Consider the following 18,732-nt stretch of genomic DNA (forward strand, 5'->3'; position numbering starts at 1 on the left):
GGTGGCCCGGGGGGTGCAGCGGATCGCGTGCATGCGCGGGCCGAACACGGCGACCGTGCCGTCCCGGGTGCCGGCCGAGCTGCGCAGCGCGCTTGAGCCCTACTCGGACGGCCGGCCGGGCAAGACGTTCGCCGACGCGGCATAGGAGGCGTTGCTCGATGGGCCAGACGCACTGGATGGCCGAAAGCTCGCTGCGGGACGTGATGTCCCGGTTCGCCACCGGCGTCACGGTGTTGACCGCCGGTGGCGAGCACGGCCACGGGATGACCGCGAACGCGTTCACCTCGGTGTCCCTGGAACCGCCGCTGGTGCTGGCCTGTGTGGCGCACTCGGCACGGATCCACGAGTCGATCCGGCGGGCCGGCGGCTTCGGGGTGTCCATGCTGGCCGCCGACCAGCAGATGACCGCGCGGTACTTCGCGAACAAGCAGCGGCCCATCGGGCTGGCCCAGTTCGACGCGATCGACTGCGAGTTCGGGCCGCACACCGGGGCACCGCTGCTCAACGGAGCGTTGGCCTGGCTGGAATGCGAGCTCGCCGAGCTGTATCCGGGCGGCGATCACTCGATCTTCCTCGGCCGGGTGCTGAGCGCGAGCCGCGGCCCGGACCGGCAGGCGTTGCTGTTCTACGCCGGCGGCTTCCACCACCTGCTACCGCCCGCGAAGAGCGCGTGAGGGAGGTCCCATGCTGGTGACCATCACCGGCGGCACCGGGTTCGTCGGCGCCCACACGGTCGCCGCGCTGACCCGGGCCGGGCACCGGGTCCGGCTGCTGGTCCGCGACGAGTCCACTGTGGACGCCGCGCTGACCCCGCTGGACGTCGATCCCGGTGCGGTGGACATCGCCGGCGGCGACGTGCTGGACGAGGCCGGCGTGGTCGCGGCGGTGCGCGGGGCCGACGCGGTGCTGCACGCGGCGTCGGTCTACTCGTTCGACCGGCGGCAGCACGCCCGGATCCGGCGGACCAACGAGCGGGGCACCGAGTTGGTGCTCGCCGCCGCCCGCCGGGCCGGTGCCGGCCGGATCGTGCACGTGTCCAGCGTGGGTGCACTGTTTCCGGCCCGGGGCCGGGTGATCGGGCCGGACAGCCCGGTCGGGCGCACCCGGGAGACGTACCTGGCCAGCAAGGCCGCCGCCGACCGGATCGCAAGGGCGCACGCCGCCGACGGCGCGCCGGTCGTGATCAGCTACCCGCCGGCCCTGCTCGGCCCGCACGACCCGAGGCTCGGTGACCAGGTGTCCCGGGTGCGCGACGTGCTGCGTGGGCTCACCCCGATCTGGCCGCTCGGCGGGTTTCCGCTCGGCGACGTGCGGGACACCGCGGAGTTGCACGCCCGGCTGCTCACCGGTGCGGTGGCCGAGCCGCTGCGGTACTTCGGGCCCGGGCACTACGTGTCCACCCGCGCGTTCGTGCGCACCCTGCGCCGGGTCACCGGGCGGAGCCTGCCGGCGGTGTTTCTGCCGGCCCGGGCCATGCTTCCGGTCGGGCTGCTGGCCAACCTGGCGCAGCGGGTATGGCCGTGGCACATCCCGGCGGAGTACGGCGCGATCTACACCTGCGCCTGCGCGACCCGGGTGGCCGGTGCCGCGCCGACCGCGGGCGTCCCGGCCCGCCCGGTCGAGGAGACGATGCGGGACACGGTGCGCTGGCTGTGCCGGGCGGGGCACGTGTCGGCCCGGGCGGCCGGCGCCGTCGAGGAACTGGTGCCGGCCCCATGACTTCCGCCGCACCGGTTCCCCCGCCACCGGAGGAGAAGGCCAAGGGCCGTCACCTCTCCCCGGTCAACCCTCGCCCGGCCGACCCGCCGCCGGACCAACCGCCGCGCTCCATGCCACGGCTGCGCGAGCAGCGCGCCGGGATGCGGGACAAGATCGCCGCCGGGACGCCGGACGCGATCGCCCGGCAGCACGCGCTCGGCAAGCGGACCGCGCGCGAGCGGCTGGATCTGCTGCTCGACGAGGGCTCGTTCATCGAGATCGACATGTACGTGCGGCACCAGGCGCACGACAGCAAGATCGGCGCGAACCGGCCGCACACCGACGGGGTGGTCGCCGGGTCGGGCACCGTCGCCGGCCGCCGGGTGTTCGTCTACGCCCAGGACTTCACCATCTTCGGCGGCTCGCTCGGCGTGGCGCACGCATCCAAGATCCACAAGGTGATGGACCTGGCGATCGCCAACGGGGCGCCGCTGATCGGGCTGAACGACAGCGGTGGCGCGCGGATCCAGGAGGGTGTGATGGCCCTCGACGGTTACGGCGGCATCTTCCGGCGGCACGTCGAGGCGTCCGGGGTCATCCCCCAGATCAGCATCGTGCTCGGGCCGTGCGCGGGCGGTGCCGCCTACTCCCCCGCGCTGACCGACTTCACCTTCATGGTGCGGGACATCTCGCAGATGTACCTGACCGGTCCGGACGTGGTGGCCGCGGTCACCGGCGAACGGGTCAGTCACGCGGAGTTGGGCGGCGCGGACGTGCACGGCACCCGGTCCGGGGTGGCCTCGTTCGTGCACGACGACGTCGTGGCCTGCATGGAGGACGTGCGCTACCTGGTGTCCCTGTTGCCCTCCAACAACCTTGAGCCGCCGCCGCACGGTCCGGGCCGGGACGCGGCCGGCGACCCGCGGCCGCTGCTGGCCGAGATCGTGCCGGCCGAGCCGAACAAGCCCTACGACATGCGCGCGGTGATCGGCGAACTGCTCGACGACGGCGAGTTCCTCGAGGTGCACGAGAACTGGGCGGGCAACGTGATCTGCGCGCTCGGCCGGCTGGACGGCTGGGTGGTCGGCGTGGTCGGCAACCAGCCGCTGGTCTACGCCGGGGTGCTGGACATCGCGGCCGCGCAGAAGGCGGCCCGGTTCGTGCGGTTCTGCGACGCGTTCGGCATTCCGCTGGTGACGCTGGTGGACGTGCCGGGGTTCCTGCCGGGCACCGAGCAGGAGTACGGCGGCGCGATCCGGCACGGCGCGAAGCTGCTCTACGCCTACTGCGAGGCGACCGTGCCCCGGGTGCAGGTGATCGTGCGCAAGGCGTACGGCGGCGCCTACATCGTGATGGACTCGCGGTCGGTCGGCACCGATCTCTCGGTTGCCTGGCCCACCAACGAAATCGCCGTGATGGGTGCCGAGGGAGCGGTGAACATCCTGTACCGCAAGGATCTCGCCCGCTCGTCCGACCCGGCGCAGCTGCGCACCGAGCTGGTCACCGAGTACACCGCGCAGCTCATGCACCCGCACTACGCGGCCGAGCGCGGGCTGGTCGACGACGTGATCGACCCGGTGCAGACCAGGGCGGTCCTGGCCGGCGCGCTCGCCATGCTGCGCAACAAGCGAAAGCTCGGCCCGCAGCGCAAGCACGGCAACGCGCCGTTGTAGGTGCCAGCCGGCGGGAATCGAACACCACGGCCGGGTCTAGGGCCGGGACGGCTCCGCGGCGTTGTCGATGGCCCGGTAGGTGTAGCCGCTGCGGTGCAGGCGGTCGATGGTTTCCTGGGGGTAGGCGGCGCGGCCGTCGACGACGACGCAGCAGACCGCGACCATCTCGCGCAGGGCGGGGAAGTCGATGGCGTGGAACTCCTTGTGGTTGGCCAGGATCGCGATGCAGTCGGCGCCGGCGATGGCGTGCAGGAGGGAGCCGGCGGGCTGCTGGCCGAAGGTCTCGACGATATCGGCGGGGTCGGCGACCGGGTCGTAGATGCTGACCTCGGCGCCGGTCTTGCGCAGCGCGGCGACCACCGGCCGGGCCGGGGCGGTGTGCGGCACGTCGGCGCCGTCGGGGGTGGTCAGACCGAGTACGGCGATCTTGGCCTGGCCGGCGGGTTTGCCGAACCGGGCCAGCTCGCCGGTGATCAGGTCCACGGCATGATCGGGAAGAAAGGGCATGCGCGGCTCCCACCGTGCGGGGCGGTCATGACCACGGTCGCACCCGGGTGGGCCGCGCCGCATCTTCTGGAGTGCGGAGATCTCCGGGCAACACGACCGTCGACCCACCGTCAGTGCCGGCGGATCCCGACGATCAGGCCGCGTGCGGCGAACCCGCCGGCGGCGGGCAGTTGCTCCGCCGTGCAATCCGCGGCCTCGAGCGCGGACAGGTACTCGGACCGGGTGAACAGGGTCAGCGGTTGGGTATGGGTGAGATGGCGGATCCCGGTCCGGTCGGCCACCAGGTAGTGCGCATCGTGCCGGACCGCGTCGCCGCGACGGGTGGACCGGGACAACCGCACCACCGTGCGGTCGCGGTCGCGCACGGCGTGGTGCGCCACCTGGCCGTCCGGATGGTTCTCCGGCGACCAGTACGGGTCGATCGCCAGCACGCCGCCGGGTTCCAGGTGCCATGCCATCGTGCGCAGTACGCCGACCAGTTCGTCTATTGTGGACATTTGGCCGATGGTGCCGGCCAGGCAACAGATCGCGTCGAAGGTCCGGCCGAGGTCGAAGGTTCGCGGGTCACCGTGGTGGATCTGGACACCGGGCAGCTTCGCCCTTGCGACGTCGCACATCGCCGGGACCGGCTCCAGCCCCACCACCTCGTGGAAGAACCGGGCCAGCGCGCGCAGGTGCTCGCCGGTGCCGCAGCCGACGTCGAGCAGCGAGGTCGCCCGCGGATACCTGGCCAGCACCACCTCGGAGAGCACCGCGGCGTCGGTGGCGAAGTCCTGTCCCCGTCCGGCGTGGAACAGGTCGTGCAGCTCGCTGAGCGCCCGGTCGTCGACCGCACTCGCGGGCCGGTCCTGCACCTCGGTCATCTCACCACCCTGGCGGGTCGCCGGTCGCCGGGCATCTTCGGCATTGCTCAGCTCGCCGCGCGGCCCGCATCCTGGGAGAGGACAACCGGTTCGGGTGCCGGACATGCTGGGAGACAAACCTGTCCGCGGAGCCGAAGCCGGGAGAAAGACGTGACACAGCAACCGGATGTGATCGCCGACCTGACCGCGGAGGGCGAGCAGGTCGACCGGCTCGTCGTCGACCTGGACGAGCGGGGCTGGGCCACCCCGACGCCGGCTCCCGGCTGGACGGTGAAGCATCAGATCGCACACCTGGCCGCGACGTTCCGGCTGGCCGGGCTGGCGGCCGCCGACCCGGCCGCGTTCGGGGCGCTGGCCAGCCGGCTGTCCGACGACTTCGACGCCAACGTGGTGGCCGCGATGGCCGACTACGTCGGGGATCCGGACGAGGTGCTGCTGAACCGGTGGCGCGCCGACCGGACCGCCGCGATCAAGGCGCTGGCCGCGGTGCCGCCCACCGACCTGGTGCCGTGGCTGGTCCGGCCGCTGCCGCCGGGCGTGCTGGCCTGCGCCGGGATGATGGAGCTGTTCGCGCACGGCCAGGACATCGCCGACGCGCTCGGCGTCACGCCGGTGCGCACCGACCGGATCGGCCATCTGGTCGGATTCGCGGTGCGGGTCTGGGACTTCGGCTACATCGCCCGCGGCCTGCCCACCCCGGACGTCGAGTTCCGGTTCGAGATCACCGCACCGTCCGGTCGCGTGTGGACATTCGGTCCGCAGGACGCCACCGAGCGGATCGCCGGCCCGGCCGAGGACTTCTGCCTGCTGGTCACCCGGCGCCGGCACCGTGCCGACCTCGCCGTCGTGGCCACCGGATCGGTGGCCGACGCCTGGCTGGACATCGCCCAGGCCTACCGCGGTCCGGCCGGTCCGGGCCGCACACCCGGCCAGTTCGACTGAGCACTCTGGAAGATGCGCCGCGGCGCCTCTCCTGTCACGGTCGACCGCACAACCAGGAGAGGATCATGTCCGAACTGAACGTGGGAACCGAGGCATCCTCCGGCGCGGCTGGTGCGTCGCCACCCGACCCGCGCCGGTGGAAGGCCCTCGCGCTGCTCTGCACCGCCAGCTTCATGGTGATCCTGGACGCGCAGATCGTCATCCTGGCGCTGCCGTCGATCGAGGCGGAGCTCGCGTTCGCCCCGGGCGCCGCGCAGTGGGTGCTCAGCGCCTACCTGCTCACCTTCGGCGGCCTGCTGCTGCTCGGCGGCCGCTCGGCCGACCTGCTCGGCCGCCGCCGGATGTTCATGATCGGCACCGCGCTGTTCCTGGTCGCCTCGCTGGTCTGCGGCCTGGCCTGGACGTCCGGTGTGCTGATCGCCGCCCGGGCCGTGCAGGGTGTCTCCGCGGCGATCATGGCCCCGACCGCGCTGTCGATCGTGCTGACCACCTTCGACGTCGACGCCGAACGCAACCGGGCGCTGGGCATCTGGTCCGGCATCGGCGGCATCGGCGCCACCGCGGCGCTGCTGGTCGGCGGCCCGATCACCGACTGGCTCGGCTGGGAGTGGATCTTCTTCATCAACATCCCGGTGGCGATCGGCCTGCTGGTGCTCAGCCCGGTGCTGCTGCGGGAAAGCCGGGCCACCGCGCGGACCCGCTCGTTCGACCTGGCCGGTGCGGCCACGATCACCCTCGCCGCCGTCCTGTTCGTCTACGCGCTCGTCCAGGCGCCGCAGGTGGGCTGGATCAGCCTGCCGACCCTCGGCCTGCTCGTGGCCGGCGCCATCCTGGTCGACATCTTCCTGCGGATCGAGGAACGGTCGGCCGCGCCGCTGGTGCCGCTGCGCATCTTCCGGTCCCGCGCGCTGGTCGGCGGCAACGTCGCGATGGTGCTGCTCGGCACGATCGCCTTCGGCATGCCGTTCGTGGTCTCGCTCTACGCCCAGCAGGTGCTCGGCTACTCCGCGATCGTGTTCGGGCTGAGCACGGTCATCATGACCGTGATGGCCGTGGTCGGTTCGTTCGCCGGCCAGGCGATCGTCACCAGGACCGGCTTCCGGATGGTCGCCGCGGTGGGCCTGGCCCTCGGCGCGGTCGGCTGCCTGCTGCTCAGCCGGGTCTCGGCGGACGGCAGCTACTTCGGCGACATCTTCTTCGGGCTGCTGGTCTTCGGTCCGGGGCTCGGCGCCTGCTACGTCGCGGTCTCCATCGCCGCGCTGACCGGGGTTCCGGAGCAGGAGTCCGGCCTGGCGTCGGCGATCAACACCGCCGCGTTCCAGATCGGCGGCGCGATCGGGGTGGCCGTGTGCTCCACCGTCGTGGTGGCCAGCGTGGCCGGCGCCGACGGGCCGGAGGCGCTCACCGACGGCTTCCGGGCGGGCTTCCTTGCCTGTGTCATCCTCGCGGTCATCGGCGTGGCCGTCGCGCTCACCCTGCTGCGCCAGCCCCGCCGGCAACCGAGCGGGGTGGCGAAATAGCCGACCTGGCCATCGCGGCCGCCGTCGGCGTCGCGCGCACGTTCGGGGTCCGGGTCACCGACCCGGCGGTCCTTTCCGACGGCAGCAACGTTCTGGTCCACCTGCGGCCGGCGCCGGTGGTGGCCCGGGTGGCCACGGTGAGCGCACTGATCCGGCCCGGGGTGGCCGCCTGGCTGGCCCGGGACGTCGACCTGGCCCGCTACCTGGCCGCCCGGGGAATCCCGGTGGCCCTGCCGTGTACCGACCCGCCGGCCGGGCCGCACCGGCACGGCGAACTGGCCCTCACCTTCTGGCGGTACGTCCCGCACGATCCGGGCGCGGTGCCGGACACCGCCGAGGTTGCCCGGTCGCTGTCCGCGATGCATACGGCGCTGCGCGGTTATCCCGGCGAGCTGCCGGCCGACGGCCCGCTCGGCGACATCGCCCGCTCGCTGGACCTGTTGGAGCGGCGCGGATCGGTGCACGCCGCCGGCCTGCACCGGTTGCGTGCGGCCGCCATCCGCCTCCGGGCGGCGGTGGCCGAGCTGCCCACCCAGCCGCTGCACGGCGACCCGCACACCGGAAACGTGCTGGCCACGTCGGACGGTCCGGTGTGGATCGACTTCGAGGACACCTGGCGCGGCCCGCTGGCCTGGGATCTCGCCTCTTTCGCCGACACGCCGAACGGCGTCTCGCCCGCGCTGCTCGACACCTACCCGGAAGCACTGCCCGCCGGCGTCGCGGTCTGCGCCCGGCTGCGCGAGCTGTTCGCCGTCTGCTGGCGGCTGGTGATGGCGGTGCGCTTCCCGGCCGCCGAGCCCGGTGCCCAGGCCCACCTGCGTGCCTGGCTGGCCGCATAGGAAACCGCACAGGGAAAGGGTGGCGCCGGGGGCGCGCCACCCTTTCCCTGTTTCCTTGCGATCACGCTGCCTTGCGGCGCGTGTTCCTGGTGGTCTTCGGCGTCTCCCGGGGCGCGGGCTCGAGCAGCGGCGGGTTGGCCGCCGGCCCGCGGACCGCGTTGCGCAGCACGCGCAGAACCATGCTCGGCCGCATCAGCGACTCGGGCGACTCGACCAGACCCGCGGCCCGCATGTAGGCGGCGGTGACCGCCCCGTCGCGGGTGGCTGCGGTCTGCACCAGCTTCAGGTACTTCTGGCCCATCCGGACCTTCAGCGTGCGGTTGCCCTCGACCCCCTTGAAGCTGAGGTCGACCGTGTTGGTCATCTCCCAGGTGGCGTCGATGGCATCCGTTGCCAGGTCACGGAAGTACTGCAACGGCTGCGGTGTCGCCCCGGTGTGCAGGTGCGCCCGGATGGTCAGTGCGCCGAGCGCCGCGACGCTCATCCCCTGCGCGTAGATCGGGTTGAAGCAGCACACCGCGTCGCCGGTGACCAGCAGGCCGTCCGGGAACCGGCTCATCGTCTCGTAGTGCCGCCGAAGCGTTGTCGGGAACCGGAACGCCACCGGCTCGTCCAACGGCTCGGCATGCTGCAGCGCCAGGTGGATGTCCGGAATCGCCAGCGACTTCACGAACTCGTAGAAGCCGGCCTGGTCGGTCGGCGGGTGGTCGCCGAGCAGGCCGTACACGGTCAGCTCGACCCGGTCGCCGTCGGTCTTGGTGAAGATCGCGCCGCGCGGCACCTCGGGCGAGGCGGCCGGGTTGATCGAGAGGTCGCCGTGGTACGGGTCCTTGGTCAGCCGGTAGTGCTGGGTGACGTAGCCAAGGCCGATCTTCTTGCGCTCCTCCTCGACCCGCGGATACCCGAGGTCCTCCAGCCAGATCGGGGTGCGCGAGCCGCGGCCGGTGGCATCCACCACCAGGTCGGCCGAGATCACCCGCTCGGCGGTGTCCGCCTTGCCCTGCACGCGGATCCCGGTCACCCGGCGCCGGTCCGGAGTGGTCTCCAGACCGAGGATGTCGGTCTCCTGCTGGAAGGTGATGTTCTCCACCGCGTTGGTCCGGTTGCGGATGTGCTTCTCCAGCATCGGCCGGCTGGCCGCGACGCAGACCAGCTCGGCGCTCTGCGGCTTGAGCCGCCGGCCGTTGAAGTACCAGCGCACGTCGCCGGCCAGGTCGCCGGTGGGCACGCCGTCGGCGAACAGCTCCTCGGTGATCCCGGGGTAGAGCTCCTCCATCGCCTTCTGGCCGCGGGCCAGCAGGCCGTTGATGTGCTTACCCTGCGGGCAGCTGCGCCGCGGCCCGTCCGCGCCGAGCAACACGTCGCGGTCGACGACGAGCACCTCGTCGTAGGCCTCCGAGAGCACCTTCGCCGCGAACAGTCCGGCAATGCTCCCGCCAAGCACCACCGCGCGAGTTCCGGTGCTGCTCATCGGTCACCTCCTTGCATGGGAATGGTCAGATCAGGCGGCGGCCGGTTGGGCCGGCGGCCGCTGTTGCCGTTGTGCGGGCCGGGCCGCACGGGCGGCGCGCCTGCGCCTGGCCGTGTGGTCCAGCCAGAGCTGCGCGAGCACGAGGTTGATCACGAAGCCCATCCAGGTGGCCGCCTCCAGGAGCAGCTGCAGATCGTTCAGGTCGATCGTGGTGACCAGCGGTGCGCCCAGGAACAGCACCCTGGCCCAGATCACCTGCAGCGTGATGGCGAAGGAGTAGATCATGAACCGGCGGTGTTCGGCCCACCGGCGCTGCCGGGCCATCCGGTATCCGACGAATGTCGTGGCACCCCACAGGATCGCCGCGACCGCGTTGCCGAACGGGCCGGCCGAGACCGGGGTGAGCGCGACCGCGCAGATCACCGAGGGCAGCATTCCGCCGAACACGAACACCCGGCCGCTGTACCGGTGCACCACCGGGTACTTCCGGCGCAGCCACGGCCAGACCTGCAGGCACGCGGTCAGAATCGCGACCGTGCCGAAGAACACGTGGCCGAGCACGAACAGGTAGTGGAACGGGTAGTTCGCCTCGAGCTGGACCCGGGACTGAGCGGGTTGCAGGCTCAGATAGGGCGGCAGCGAGAACGCGAGAAACGCGATCACGATGATGCCGAGCGGCACCATCCACGGGCGCCGCCACCACGGGCGGGCCGGAGCACTCCGCCGTAACTCTCCGGTTTGACCGATCTGGGTCACGATCATTCCCTCCTCACGGGACACCGGGTCACGCGGCGGCCGCGGAGGGCAGGGCCGCGACGCCGCGGATCACGTCGGCCGCCTTCTCGGCGACCGCGATCGTCGGCGCGTTCATGTTGCCGCGCACCAGGGTGGGCAGCACGGAGGCGTCGACAACGCGCAGGCCCTCGATGCCGAGCACGTTGAGGTCCGCGTCGACGACGCTGCCGATCGCGCAGGTGCCGGACGGCTGGTACTCGGTCTGCGTCCAGCGCCGGATGTAGGCGCGCAGGTCGGCGTCGGAGTCGGAGGCCGGCGCGTTGGCCAGCGTGCCGGTGTAGGGCCGCAGCGCGTTCTGCCGGGCGATCTCCAGACCGATGCGCAGCCCGGTGATCTGCAACTCCATGTCGGAGTCCTCGGTGTAGAAGTTGTGCCGGATCTGCGGCCGGGTGGTCGGGTCCGCCGAGGCGATCATGACCATGCCGCGGCTGGCCGGGCGCAGCACGCAGCCCGCGTAGGAGATCGCGTGCGCGGTCGGGAAACCGAGCCCGCCGTCGGCGAACATCACCGGAGCGGCGTGGTACTGCAGGTCCGGCGCGGCGAGGTCCGAAGTGGACCGGACGAAGCCGCCCGCCTCGGGACCGTTGGAGGCAAGCGGACCGGTGCCGCTCGTCATGTACTGCTGCACGTTGTGCGGCTCGCCCCCGACCAGCAGGCTGATCGGCTCGTCGTGCGTGAACACCAGCGGGACCTGCGGGTGGTCCTGCAGGTTCTGGCCCACCATCGGAGCGTCCAGCACCACATCGATGCCAAGCGCACCGAGCAGCTGGGCCGGTCCGACACCGGAGAGCATCAGCAGCTGCGGGGAGTTGTACGCGCCTGCGGCCAGGATCACCTCGCGCGCGGCCCGGAACTCGGTCACCTCGCCGAACCGCTCGGCGGCCACCGCGGTGGCCCGACCGTTCTCGATGACCACCTTGTGCGCCAGCACGTTCGTCACCACGGTGAGGTTCGGCCGGGCCGTCGCGGGGTGCAGGTAGCCGGTCGCCGTGCTGCACCGCCTGCCGTCCTTCATGGTCACCTGGTAGAAGCCGAACCCGTCCTGGTGCGCACCGTTGAAGTCGTCGTTGCTCTGGTAGCCGGCCTGGACGGCGGCTTCGACGAAGGCGCCGGACATCGGGTTGTTGGACCGCCCGTCGGACACCGCGAGCGGGCCGCCGGTGCCGTGGAACTCGGATGCCCCCCGCTCGTTGTCCTCGGCCCGCTTGAAGTACGGCAGCAGCTCGTCGTAGCGCCAGCCCGGCACGTTCCACTCGTCGTAGTCGAGCCGGTTGCCCCGGGTGTAGACCATGGCATTCATCGAGCTGGACCCGCCGAGCACCCGCCCGCGCGGCAGGTAGATCCGGCGCCCGTCACAGGCCGGCTCGTCGTGGGTGTCGTAGTCCCAGTCGACCTGGCTGCGGAACAGCTTGGCGAACGCGGCGGGAATGTGGATGTTGTCCGAGGTGTCCGCCGGGCCGGCCTCGAGCAGGCAGACCGTGACGTCCGGATCCTCGCTCAGCCGGGCGGCCAGCACGCATCCGGCCGAGCCGGCGCCGACGATCACGTAGTCGTACATCCGTTTCTCCTTTTTCCGGGACCTCCTCGGCTCCTCACAAAGGATGGATCCGGTGCCGTGACACACCATCTTCAGAAATGCGGAACACCGTCGCGTGCCCCGGCCGCCGGTCGAATTGCGCACGCGCGGAGAACATGACCGGTCTGACCCGTCGTTACGGTTTGACCTGATCCACAGCGTCGCACTCACGATAGGAAAGACTCGTGTCGATCTCCCCCTCGTTGCCGACGTTCTCGCCGTCCGCGTCGGAACTGGAAGAAATGGACCGGCGATACCTGATCCATCCGTACAACCGTTGGGAGCGCAAGAACCGCTGCGTGATCGTGCGCGGCCGGGGATGCCTGCTCTGGGACGCGCACGGCAACGAGCTGCTCGACGTGGCCGGCGGCGGGCTGTTCCTCGGTCAGGTCGGGCACGGCCGGCCGGAGCTCGGCGAGGTGGCCGCCGCGCAGATGGCCGAGCTGGAGTACTTCACCTCGCTGCGCGAGTTCTCCAACGACCGATCGATCCGGCTGGCCGAACGGCTGGTCGAGCTGGCCCCCGAGGGCATCGGCAAGGTGTTCTACACCAGCGGCGGCTCGGAGGGCGTGGACACCGCGGTGAAGATCGCCCGGCTGTACCACAACCGGCGCGGCGAGCCCGGGCGCACCTGGATCCTGTCCCGCAAGATCGGTTACCACGGCTCGACGCTCGGCGCCGGCTCGATCACCGGGTTCGACTTCTTCCACGTGGGCGTCGGGCCGACGCTGCCACACGTCGAGCACCTCAGCCCGCCCTACCCGTACCGCACGGAGTTCTACGGCGGCGAGGACTGCACCGACTTCCTGGTGCGTGAGCTGGAGCAGACCATCGAGCGGATCGGCGCCGACCGGATCGCGGCCATGATCGGCGAGCCGATCATCGGCGCCGGCGGAACGATCATCCCACCGGAGGACTACTGGCCGCGGATTCGCGAGGTGCTCGACCGCAACGGCATCCTGATGATCGCCGACGAGGTGGTCACCGGGTTCGGCCGCACCGGCAACTGGTTCGAGTCGGTGCCCCAGGGCATGCGGCCGGACATCGTCATCACGGCCAAGGGTCTCACCAGCGGCTACCAGCCACTCGGCGCGGTGCTGATGCGCCCGGAGATCGGCGACGAGCTGCCCGGCGACCACGGCTTCTTCCACGGCTACACCTGGTTCGGCCACCCGGTGGCGACCGCGGTGGCGATGGCCAATCTCGATCTGATCGAGAAGGAGGGCCTGCTGGACCGCGCGCACGCGATCGGGCGGTGGTTCGCCGAAGGCCTCGCACCCGTCACCGAGCTGCCGGTGGTCGGCCAGGTCCGCATCGCAGGCGCGCTCGGCGCGATCGAGCTGGTGTCCGACCAGGAGTCCCGCGCCTGGCTGGACCCGGTGGTCACCGAGATCATCGCTGACGACCTGCGCACGGTGGACGGCGTCATCGTGCGCAACGAGGGCAGCTCGCTGCTGCTCGCTCCGCCGCTGGTCCTCGACGAGGACCAGGCCCGGCGCGCCACAACGGCGATCGTGAACGTACTGTCCCGGTTGGACGGACAGGGCAACCTGGCTCCGCGCTGAACCCGGATCCTGACGGCGGGGGCGGTGCCAAGGGCACCGCCCCCGCCGCTAGGCTCGGGGTCATGCTGAAAGACAGTCCGGCGTACAGCGCCATTGCCGTGAACGATCTCGCGGCCGCGCGACGGTTCTACGGAACCGTTCTGGGGCTGGATGTCACCGAGCAGGGTGAATCGTTGTGGGTGCGGGCGGGGGCGGCCAGGATCGAGCTTTACCCGCGGGAGAACCACACGCCGGCCGATTACACCGTGCTCAATTTTCCGGTGGACGACGTGGAGCACACCGTCGCCGGCCTGCGGGAGGCCGGCGTGGTGTTCGAACAATACGACCTGCCGGGTCTGCGGACCGACGAACGCGGGATCCATGTCAGCGGGGAGCTGCGGATCGCGTGGTTCAAGGATCCGGCGGGCAATGTCCTCGCCGTGTTGCGGGAGTGAGGGTCAGGCGGGAGTGAGGCGGACCGGCAGGGTCTGGTGGCCGTTCATGATGAAGGTGGGCAGCGGGAGCAGTTCGTCCTTGGGGACGGCCAGGGCGAGGTTGGGGTAGCGGGCGAACAGGGTGGACAGGCCGATGTTGGCGACCAGGCGGGCGATGCCGGCGCCGAGGCAGAAGTGCGGGCCGTGGCCGAAGGTGAGGTGGGTCTTGTCCGCCCGGTGGATGTCGAAGACGTCGGCGCTGTCGCCGTGCAGGGCGGGGTCCCGGCCGACCGCCGCGTAGTTGACCAGGATGGCGTCGCCCTTGGGGATGGTGACGCCGTCCAGGGTGACGTCCTCGACGGCGTACCGGAGCGGAAGCTGGACCAGCGGGGACTCCATGCGGAGCACCTCGTCGATCACGTCGTCCCAACTGGACCGTCCGGCACGCACCGCCTCTAGCTGCTCGGGGTGGGAGACCAGCGCGGTGATGGCGTTGTCGAAGAAGTTGATGGTGGTTTCGGAGCCGGCGCCGAGGATGGCGAAGATGGTGTCGGTCAGCTCCTGCTCGGAGAGCCGGGAGCCGTCCTCGTCGCGGGCGGCGATCAGGTCGCTGGTGATGTCCTCGCCCGGGTTGGCGCGTTTGGCGGCGATGTGATCGGCCATGGCGCCGCGCCAGCCCATCAGGACCGACTGGGCCTGCTGGGGGGTGACCGTGGTGTCCACCATCATGTCGATCACCTTGGCGGTGGACACCCTGGCCTCCTCGGACATGCCGATCAGGTCGGCCACCAGCCGGGCGGGCAGCGGGTAGGCGAACCGCTCGCGCAGGTCCACCACCTCACCCGGAGCGGCGGTGGCCAGACCGGCCATCAGCTCCTCGGTCAACTCGACGATCCGGGGCCGGATGGCCTCGGTGCGCCGCGGGGTGAACGCCTTGCCGACCAGCCGGCGTAACCGGACGTGGTCCTTGCCGTACGCGGTCACCATGTTGTCCATGGCGATCCAGCTGATCATCTCCCAGTCCGGCGGGATCTCACCGTTGATGAACGCGGGCCAGTGGTTGCGGGCGCTCTTGGTGACCCGCGAATCGGTGAGCACGGCCTTGATGGCCGCGTGACTGTTGATCGACCACGCGGGTACCCCGCCGGGCAGCAGAACCGGGGTGGCCGCCCCCTGCTTGCGCAGGCTGGCGGCTTCGGCGTGGATGTCCCGGCCGGTGGTGTCCAGCGTGACGGGGCAGCGGTCCTCCATCGGATGCCTCCGAACTCGGATTGTGTTCGTACAGGGCGGTTTCAGGCGGCCCGGACGGTCGGCTCGCCGGCCGTCCCGATGCCGGCGGGTCTGATCTCGGGGGCCCGCGCGGCGCGTTTCGCGGACCATTCCAGGTACACCTGCGCGGCCAGCAGGTTGATGACGAACCCGATCCAGGTCGCCGTCTCCAGAACGATGGCGGCGTTGTTCGGATCGGCGAAGGTGAAGCTCGGGAACAGGGACAGCGTCAGCAGCAGCACCCGGCCCCACACGATCTGCAGGGCGAGCGCGAAGCTGTAGATCATCCACCGCCGGTGCCCGGCCCAGTCGCGGCGCCGCGCGGCCCGGAAGCCGACGAACGTGGTGATCAGCCACAGGATCGCGGCCACGGCGTTGCCGCCGGGCCCGGCCGAGAACGGCACGATCGCGAGCGCGGCCAGCGCGGTCGGGAGCATCCCGGCGAACACGTACACCCGCCCGCTCCACCGGTGCACGGCCGGGAAGTGCCGGCGGATCGCCGGAACCACCTGGACGCACACCGTGATCAGGGTGAGCGTTCCGAACCAGATGTGCGCGACCAGCAGCGGGAAATGGGCGGGAATGTCGGTGCGCAGCCGTGGGATCCGCACCGTGGCCGGGTCCAGCGTGAGGTACGGCGGCACCGAGAACCAGATGAACCAGATCACGACGGCCCAGACCAGGACCACTCCCGGGCGGGTCCACCATGATCGCCGCCCGGTGAGCTCCTCGTCCGGCCGGGCCATCACCGCATTGGACTTTGGCACGGCTGATCCCCTCTCCCATATGAGATCTTCCGCTCTTACCGAGCACCCGCACTCGCCAGCGGCAAGATTAACAGCCGAACATTGCAATGTCCGCACTTCGCCGCCTAACAAGGCATTTCAGAAGATGCGACCGTCTGTTGACGGTTCCAGGATTTAAGTTGATCCCGCATGACCCGATTCGCCCTCGCCACTATTTATCTCGTTTTTCCCGAGGAGGACATGGTGGAAAACACGCAGGCGCCGACCCGCGCCGAACTCGTCAGGCGGGCGGCGGAGCTGGTGCCACTGCTCCGGGCACACGCGGCCTGGACCGAGGAGAACCGGCGGCTGCACGAGGAGACCGTCGAGGCCATGGCCGACGCCGGCATCTTCAAGCTGCGGACCCCGACCCGGTACGGCGGCTACGAGGCGGACACCCGGACCCTGGTCGACGTGGCCACCGAGCTGGGCCGCGGCGACGCGTCGTCCTCCTGGGTGGCCTCGGTGTACTGGATCCCCACCTGGATGACCTGCCTGTTCCCGGACGAGGTGCAGGACGAGGTGTTCTCGGTGCCGAACGCGCGGGTCTGCGGGACGCTGAGCCCGAGCGCCACCGCCACCCCGGTCGACGGCGGCGTCCGGGTGAACGGCAAGTGGGGCTTCATCAGCGGCGCGCTGCACGCCCAGTGGCAGGAGGTCATCGCGATCCTGATCCCGCCGGAGGGTGAGCCGTACCCGATCATGGCGTTGGTCCCGCTTTCCGAGCTGCTCATCGTGGACGACTGGCACACCTCCGGGCTCAAGGGCACCGGCAGCGTGAGCACGGTGGCGCAGAACCTGTTCATCCCGCAGCAGCGGGTGCTGCCGTTGCCGATGGTGCTCCAGGGCCAACACGCCTCGAAGTCCAATGCGGACAGTCCGATCTACCGGGCGCCGCTGCTGCCGGTGGCCTCCGCGTCGTCGGTGGGCACGTTGCTCGGCGCGGCCAACGCGGCGCGGGACATCTTCTTCAAGCGGCTGCCCAACCGCAAGATCACGTACACCGCCTACGAAAGCCAGCGCGAGGCGCCGCTGACCCACCTGCAGGTCGCCGAGGCGGCCATGAAGATCGACCAGGCGGAGTTCCACGCCCACCGGCTGGCCACCCTGGTGGACACCAAGGGGGTGGACGGCACGGCGTGGAAGCTGGAGGAGCGGGCCCGGGCGCGGGCCGACCTCGGCGCGGTGGTGCGGCTGGCCAAGGAGGCGGTGGAGATCTACGCCGCGGCGAGCGGCGGTGCGTCGATCTACAGCGACGTGCCGATCCAGCGCGTCCTGCGGGACGTCCAGGCGGTCAACCTGCACGCCCTGATGCACCCGAACACCAACGCCGAGCTGTACGGCCGGGTGCTGTGTGGCCTCGAACCCAACACCCTCTACATCTAGTACGAGCAAAGGAAAGCACATGACCACGAGTCCCGAGAACGCCGCCGACGCGGCCGCCGTGGCAGCTCTCACCCAGCGGGTCATCGCGGCCTGGGCCTACCACGACGCCGACGCGTTCGCCGAGGTCTTCACCGAGGACGGCACGATGATCCTGCCGGGTCTGTACAGGAAGGGCCGCGAGGAGATCCGCGAGTACCTCAAGGACGCCTTCGACAACCAGTACAAGGGCACCCAGGTCACCGGTCGCCCGCTGGACATCCGGTTCTTCGGCTCCGAGGCCGGCGTGCTGATCACGCAGGGCGGCGTGCTCGCGCCGGGCGAGAGCGCGGTCTCCGACGACCAGGCCATCCGGGCCTCCTGGCTGGTGGTCAAGCAGGACGGCGAGTGGCGGCTGGCCGGCTACCAGAACAGCCCCGCGGTCCGGACGCTGCCGGTGCCGGGCAGCCGTTCATAGCCCTGCCGGACACTTCGGGCGCGACACCGCTGGTGTCGCGCCCGATTCGTCGTTCCCGCAACGGGATCTCAGTTGAGCACCGGTGGGGCGAGGTAATCCTGCAGCAGCTGCCGCACCCGGCTGCGGGCCCGGTGCAGCAGCACCCGCTGGTTGCCGTCCTGGATGCCGAGCACCTCGAACACCTCGGCGGCGCTCCACCCCTCGATGTCCCGCAGCGTGATCACCTCGCGCTGGGTGCGGGGCAGTTGCGCCACCGCGTCGGTGACGACGTCCTGTAACTCGCGGGACAGCAGCTTGTCCTCCGGCAGCCGGGACCAGTCGTCCGTCTCGGCCTTCCAGTGTCCGGGCCACGGTCCGGTCCGGGTGAACAGGTCCGGTGACACCGCGGCGAACTCCCCCTCGGTCTCCAGCACCGAGAACGGCAGGGTCCGCGACTCGAGGCCGGCCCGCCTGCGTGCCACGTTCACCAGGATCCGGCAGATCCAGGTGCGCAGCGACGACTTGCCCTCGAAGCCCTCCAGCCCGCGCAGCACCGCCAACCAGGTCTCCTGCACCGCCTCCTCCGCGATCGCCCGGCTCGGCGAGTAGATCAGCGCAAGCCGGAACAGTGCGGAGTGGTACTCCTTCACCATCGCCCGGTAGGCGCGCTCGTCCCCCCGCCGCAGGGCGTGCAGATCCACGTCAGTCATGCCACAACACTTCTTTCTGCCCATTCCCGGTACAGCTTCATGAGGCTGGCCTCGAGTCTGGGCGGAATGGTGGTCGCCGGCTGTTGGGACAGCGCCTTCACCGTCACCAGGACCTGGTTGAAGTAGTCGTCACAGCCTTTGCAGAACGGCAGGTGGTCCAGGATCGACAGCAGAGTCTCGTTGTCGAGGGCGTCCTCCAGCGCGTCCGTGACCAGCTCCACCAGGTCGATACAGTCGATGGACTTCATGTTCACAATTCTCATTCCTCCCGCGCGAGGCGCACTGAA

The 18,732-nt window shown here is 70.7% G+C and carries 19 protein-coding genes; 10 read left to right on the forward strand and 9 right to left on the reverse strand.

All coding sequences use genetic code 11. The features are described from left to right. The first annotated feature begins 158 nt into the window (after positions 1–158). From VFV67_RS33380 to VFV67_RS33390, 3 genes are all read left to right on the forward strand, one after another. The gene (locus VFV67_RS33380) at positions 159–674 is read left to right on the forward strand and encodes a flavin reductase family protein (RefSeq protein ID WP_326474704.1); all 516 of its coding nucleotides are present in this window, start codon (positions 159–161) and stop codon (positions 672–674) included. 10 nt (positions 675–684) lie between these two features. Beyond that, positions 685–1,719 (forward strand): NAD-dependent epimerase/dehydratase family protein, encoded by a 1,035-nt coding sequence (locus VFV67_RS33385; RefSeq protein ID WP_326474705.1) that lies wholly within the window; start codon positions 685–687, stop codon positions 1,717–1,719. A gap of 110 nt (positions 1,720–1,829) precedes the next feature. After that, positions 1,830–3,371, forward strand: a complete 1,542-nt coding sequence (locus VFV67_RS33390) for an acyl-CoA carboxylase subunit beta (RefSeq protein WP_326474752.1) — start codon at positions 1,830–1,832, stop codon at positions 3,369–3,371. A gap of 36 nt (positions 3,372–3,407) precedes the next feature. Here VFV67_RS33390 and VFV67_RS33395 read toward each other — a convergent pair whose 3' ends face one another. Continuing rightward, positions 3,408–3,878 (reverse strand): UDP binding domain-containing protein, encoded by a 471-nt coding sequence (locus VFV67_RS33395; RefSeq protein ID WP_326474706.1) that lies wholly within the window; start codon positions 3,876–3,878, stop codon positions 3,408–3,410. 110 nt (positions 3,879–3,988) lie between these two features. After that, the gene (locus VFV67_RS33400) at positions 3,989–4,741 is read right to left on the reverse strand and encodes a class I SAM-dependent methyltransferase (protein WP_326474707.1); all 753 of its coding nucleotides are present in this window, start codon (positions 4,739–4,741) and stop codon (positions 3,989–3,991) included. Between the two features lie 150 nt (positions 4,742–4,891). Here VFV67_RS33400 and VFV67_RS33405 point away from each other — a divergent pair, with 150 nt between their 5' ends. The 3 genes from VFV67_RS33405 to VFV67_RS33415 all read left to right on the forward strand — a co-directional run bounded on the left by VFV67_RS33405 (position 4,892) and on the right by VFV67_RS33415 (position 8,042). Continuing rightward, positions 4,892–5,683, forward strand: a complete 792-nt coding sequence (locus tag VFV67_RS33405) for a TIGR03084 family metal-binding protein (RefSeq protein ID WP_326474708.1) — start codon at positions 4,892–4,894, stop codon at positions 5,681–5,683. 65 nt (positions 5,684–5,748) lie between these two features. Beyond that, positions 5,749–7,203 carry an MFS transporter gene (locus tag VFV67_RS33410; protein WP_326474709.1) on the forward strand — a complete coding sequence of 485 codons (1,455 nt, stop codon included), beginning with the start codon at positions 5,749–5,751 and terminating at the stop codon, positions 7,201–7,203. Between the two features lie 137 nt (positions 7,204–7,340). Beyond that, positions 7,341–8,042, forward strand: a complete 702-nt coding sequence (locus VFV67_RS33415; protein WP_326474710.1) for a phosphotransferase — start codon at positions 7,341–7,343, stop codon at positions 8,040–8,042. A gap of 61 nt (positions 8,043–8,103) precedes the next feature. Here the strand turns inward: VFV67_RS33415 and VFV67_RS33420 are convergent, their stop codons facing one another. The 3 genes from VFV67_RS33420 to VFV67_RS33430 are packed head-to-tail and all read right to left on the reverse strand — an operon-like array spanning position 8,104 to position 11,866. Next, positions 8,104–9,513, reverse strand: coding sequence for an FAD-dependent oxidoreductase (locus tag VFV67_RS33420; protein ID WP_326474711.1), 1,410 nt, complete (start codon positions 9,511–9,513; stop codon positions 8,104–8,106). 30 nt (positions 9,514–9,543) lie between these two features. Further along, the gene (locus VFV67_RS33425; RefSeq protein ID WP_326474712.1) at positions 9,544–10,269 is read right to left on the reverse strand and encodes a DUF2306 domain-containing protein; all 726 of its coding nucleotides are present in this window, start codon (positions 10,267–10,269) and stop codon (positions 9,544–9,546) included. A 28-nt stretch (positions 10,270–10,297) separates the two neighbouring features. Continuing rightward, complete coding sequence (locus VFV67_RS33430) at positions 10,298–11,866, reverse strand: GMC family oxidoreductase (protein ID WP_326474713.1); 1,569 nt, start codon at positions 11,864–11,866, stop codon at positions 10,298–10,300. 203 nt (positions 11,867–12,069) lie between these two features. Here VFV67_RS33430 and VFV67_RS33435 point away from each other — a divergent pair, with 203 nt between their 5' ends. Both VFV67_RS33435 and VFV67_RS33440 read left to right on the forward strand, forming a co-directional pair. After that, the gene (locus VFV67_RS33435; protein WP_326474714.1) at positions 12,070–13,449 is read left to right on the forward strand and encodes an aspartate aminotransferase family protein; all 1,380 of its coding nucleotides are present in this window, start codon (positions 12,070–12,072) and stop codon (positions 13,447–13,449) included. Between the two features lie 62 nt (positions 13,450–13,511). Then, entirely contained in the window at positions 13,512–13,883 is a 372-nt protein-coding gene (locus VFV67_RS33440; protein WP_326474715.1) for a VOC family protein, read from the forward strand. Between the two features lie 3 nt (positions 13,884–13,886). Here the strand turns inward: VFV67_RS33440 and VFV67_RS33445 are convergent, their stop codons facing one another. Further along, on the reverse strand, positions 13,887–15,113 hold the full coding sequence (locus VFV67_RS33445; protein WP_326474716.1) for a cytochrome P450: 1,227 nt from the start codon (positions 15,111–15,113) through the stop codon (positions 13,887–13,889). A 41-nt stretch (positions 15,114–15,154) separates the two neighbouring features. After that, positions 15,155–15,898: a DUF2306 domain-containing protein gene (locus VFV67_RS33450; RefSeq protein ID WP_326474717.1), complete on the reverse strand. Its 744-nt coding sequence runs from the start codon at positions 15,896–15,898 to the stop codon at positions 15,155–15,157. Between the two features lie 219 nt (positions 15,899–16,117). Here VFV67_RS33450 and VFV67_RS33455 point away from each other — a divergent pair, with 219 nt between their 5' ends. Together VFV67_RS33455 and VFV67_RS33460 are read left to right on the forward strand one after the other, a co-directional pair. Beyond that, positions 16,118–17,302, forward strand: a complete 1,185-nt coding sequence (locus VFV67_RS33455) for an acyl-CoA dehydrogenase family protein (RefSeq protein ID WP_414636397.1) — start codon at positions 16,118–16,120, stop codon at positions 17,300–17,302. Between the two features lie 19 nt (positions 17,303–17,321). Further along, positions 17,322–17,756, forward strand: a complete 435-nt coding sequence (locus tag VFV67_RS33460) for an SgcJ/EcaC family oxidoreductase (RefSeq protein WP_326474718.1) — start codon at positions 17,322–17,324, stop codon at positions 17,754–17,756. Positions 17,757–17,824: 68 nt separating this feature from the next. Here the strand turns inward: VFV67_RS33460 and VFV67_RS33465 are convergent, their stop codons facing one another. After that, the gene (locus tag VFV67_RS33465; protein ID WP_326474719.1) at positions 17,825–18,445 is read right to left on the reverse strand and encodes an RNA polymerase sigma factor; all 621 of its coding nucleotides are present in this window, start codon (positions 18,443–18,445) and stop codon (positions 17,825–17,827) included. After that, entirely contained in the window at positions 18,442–18,693 is a 252-nt protein-coding gene (locus tag VFV67_RS33470) for a hypothetical protein (RefSeq protein WP_326474720.1), read from the reverse strand. The genes VFV67_RS33465 and VFV67_RS33470 overlap by 4 nt, the downstream gene beginning before the upstream one ends. Positions 18,694–18,732 lie beyond the last annotated feature (39 nt).

This window comes from Actinophytocola sp. (genome assembly GCF_035762905.1).
In the GTDB taxonomy this organism is placed as follows: Bacteria; Actinomycetota; Actinomycetes; order Mycobacteriales; family Pseudonocardiaceae; genus DASYTH01.

Excerpts from the sequence above, each read along its gene's own strand:
- VFV67_RS33420 (WP_326474711.1), bottom strand. The coding sequence starts at position 9,513 with ATGAGCAGCACCGGAACTCGCGCGGTGGTGCTTGGCGGGAGCATTGCC.
- VFV67_RS33430 (WP_326474713.1), bottom strand. The coding sequence starts at position 11,866 with ATGTACGACTACGTGATCGTCGGCGCCGGCTCGGCCGGATGCGTGCTG.
- VFV67_RS33410 (WP_326474709.1), top strand. The coding sequence starts at position 5,749 with ATGTCCGAACTGAACGTGGGAACCGAGGCATCCTCCGGCGCGGCTGGT.
- VFV67_RS33395 (WP_326474706.1), bottom strand. The coding sequence starts at position 3,878 with ATGCCCTTTCTTCCCGATCATGCCGTGGACCTGATCACCGGCGAGCTG.
- VFV67_RS33380 (WP_326474704.1), top strand. The coding sequence starts at position 159 with ATGGGCCAGACGCACTGGATGGCCGAAAGCTCGCTGCGGGACGTGATG.
- VFV67_RS33400 (WP_326474707.1), bottom strand. The coding sequence starts at position 4,741 with ATGACCGAGGTGCAGGACCGGCCCGCGAGTGCGGTCGACGACCGGGCG.
- VFV67_RS33465 (WP_326474719.1), bottom strand. The coding sequence starts at position 18,445 with ATGACTGACGTGGATCTGCACGCCCTGCGGCGGGGGGACGAGCGCGCC.
- VFV67_RS33455 (WP_414636397.1), top strand. The coding sequence starts at position 16,118 with ATGGTGGAAAACACGCAGGCGCCGACCCGCGCCGAACTCGTCAGGCGG.
- VFV67_RS33440 (WP_326474715.1), top strand. The coding sequence starts at position 13,512 with ATGCTGAAAGACAGTCCGGCGTACAGCGCCATTGCCGTGAACGATCTC.
- VFV67_RS33470 (WP_326474720.1), bottom strand. The coding sequence starts at position 18,693 with ATGAAGTCCATCGACTGTATCGACCTGGTGGAGCTGGTCACGGACGCG.
- VFV67_RS33390 (WP_326474752.1), top strand. The coding sequence starts at position 1,830 with ATGCCACGGCTGCGCGAGCAGCGCGCCGGGATGCGGGACAAGATCGCC.
- VFV67_RS33460 (WP_326474718.1), top strand. The coding sequence starts at position 17,322 with ATGACCACGAGTCCCGAGAACGCCGCCGACGCGGCCGCCGTGGCAGCT.
- VFV67_RS33385 (WP_326474705.1), top strand. The coding sequence starts at position 685 with ATGCTGGTGACCATCACCGGCGGCACCGGGTTCGTCGGCGCCCACACG.
- VFV67_RS33445 (WP_326474716.1), bottom strand. The coding sequence starts at position 15,113 with ATGGAGGACCGCTGCCCCGTCACGCTGGACACCACCGGCCGGGACATC.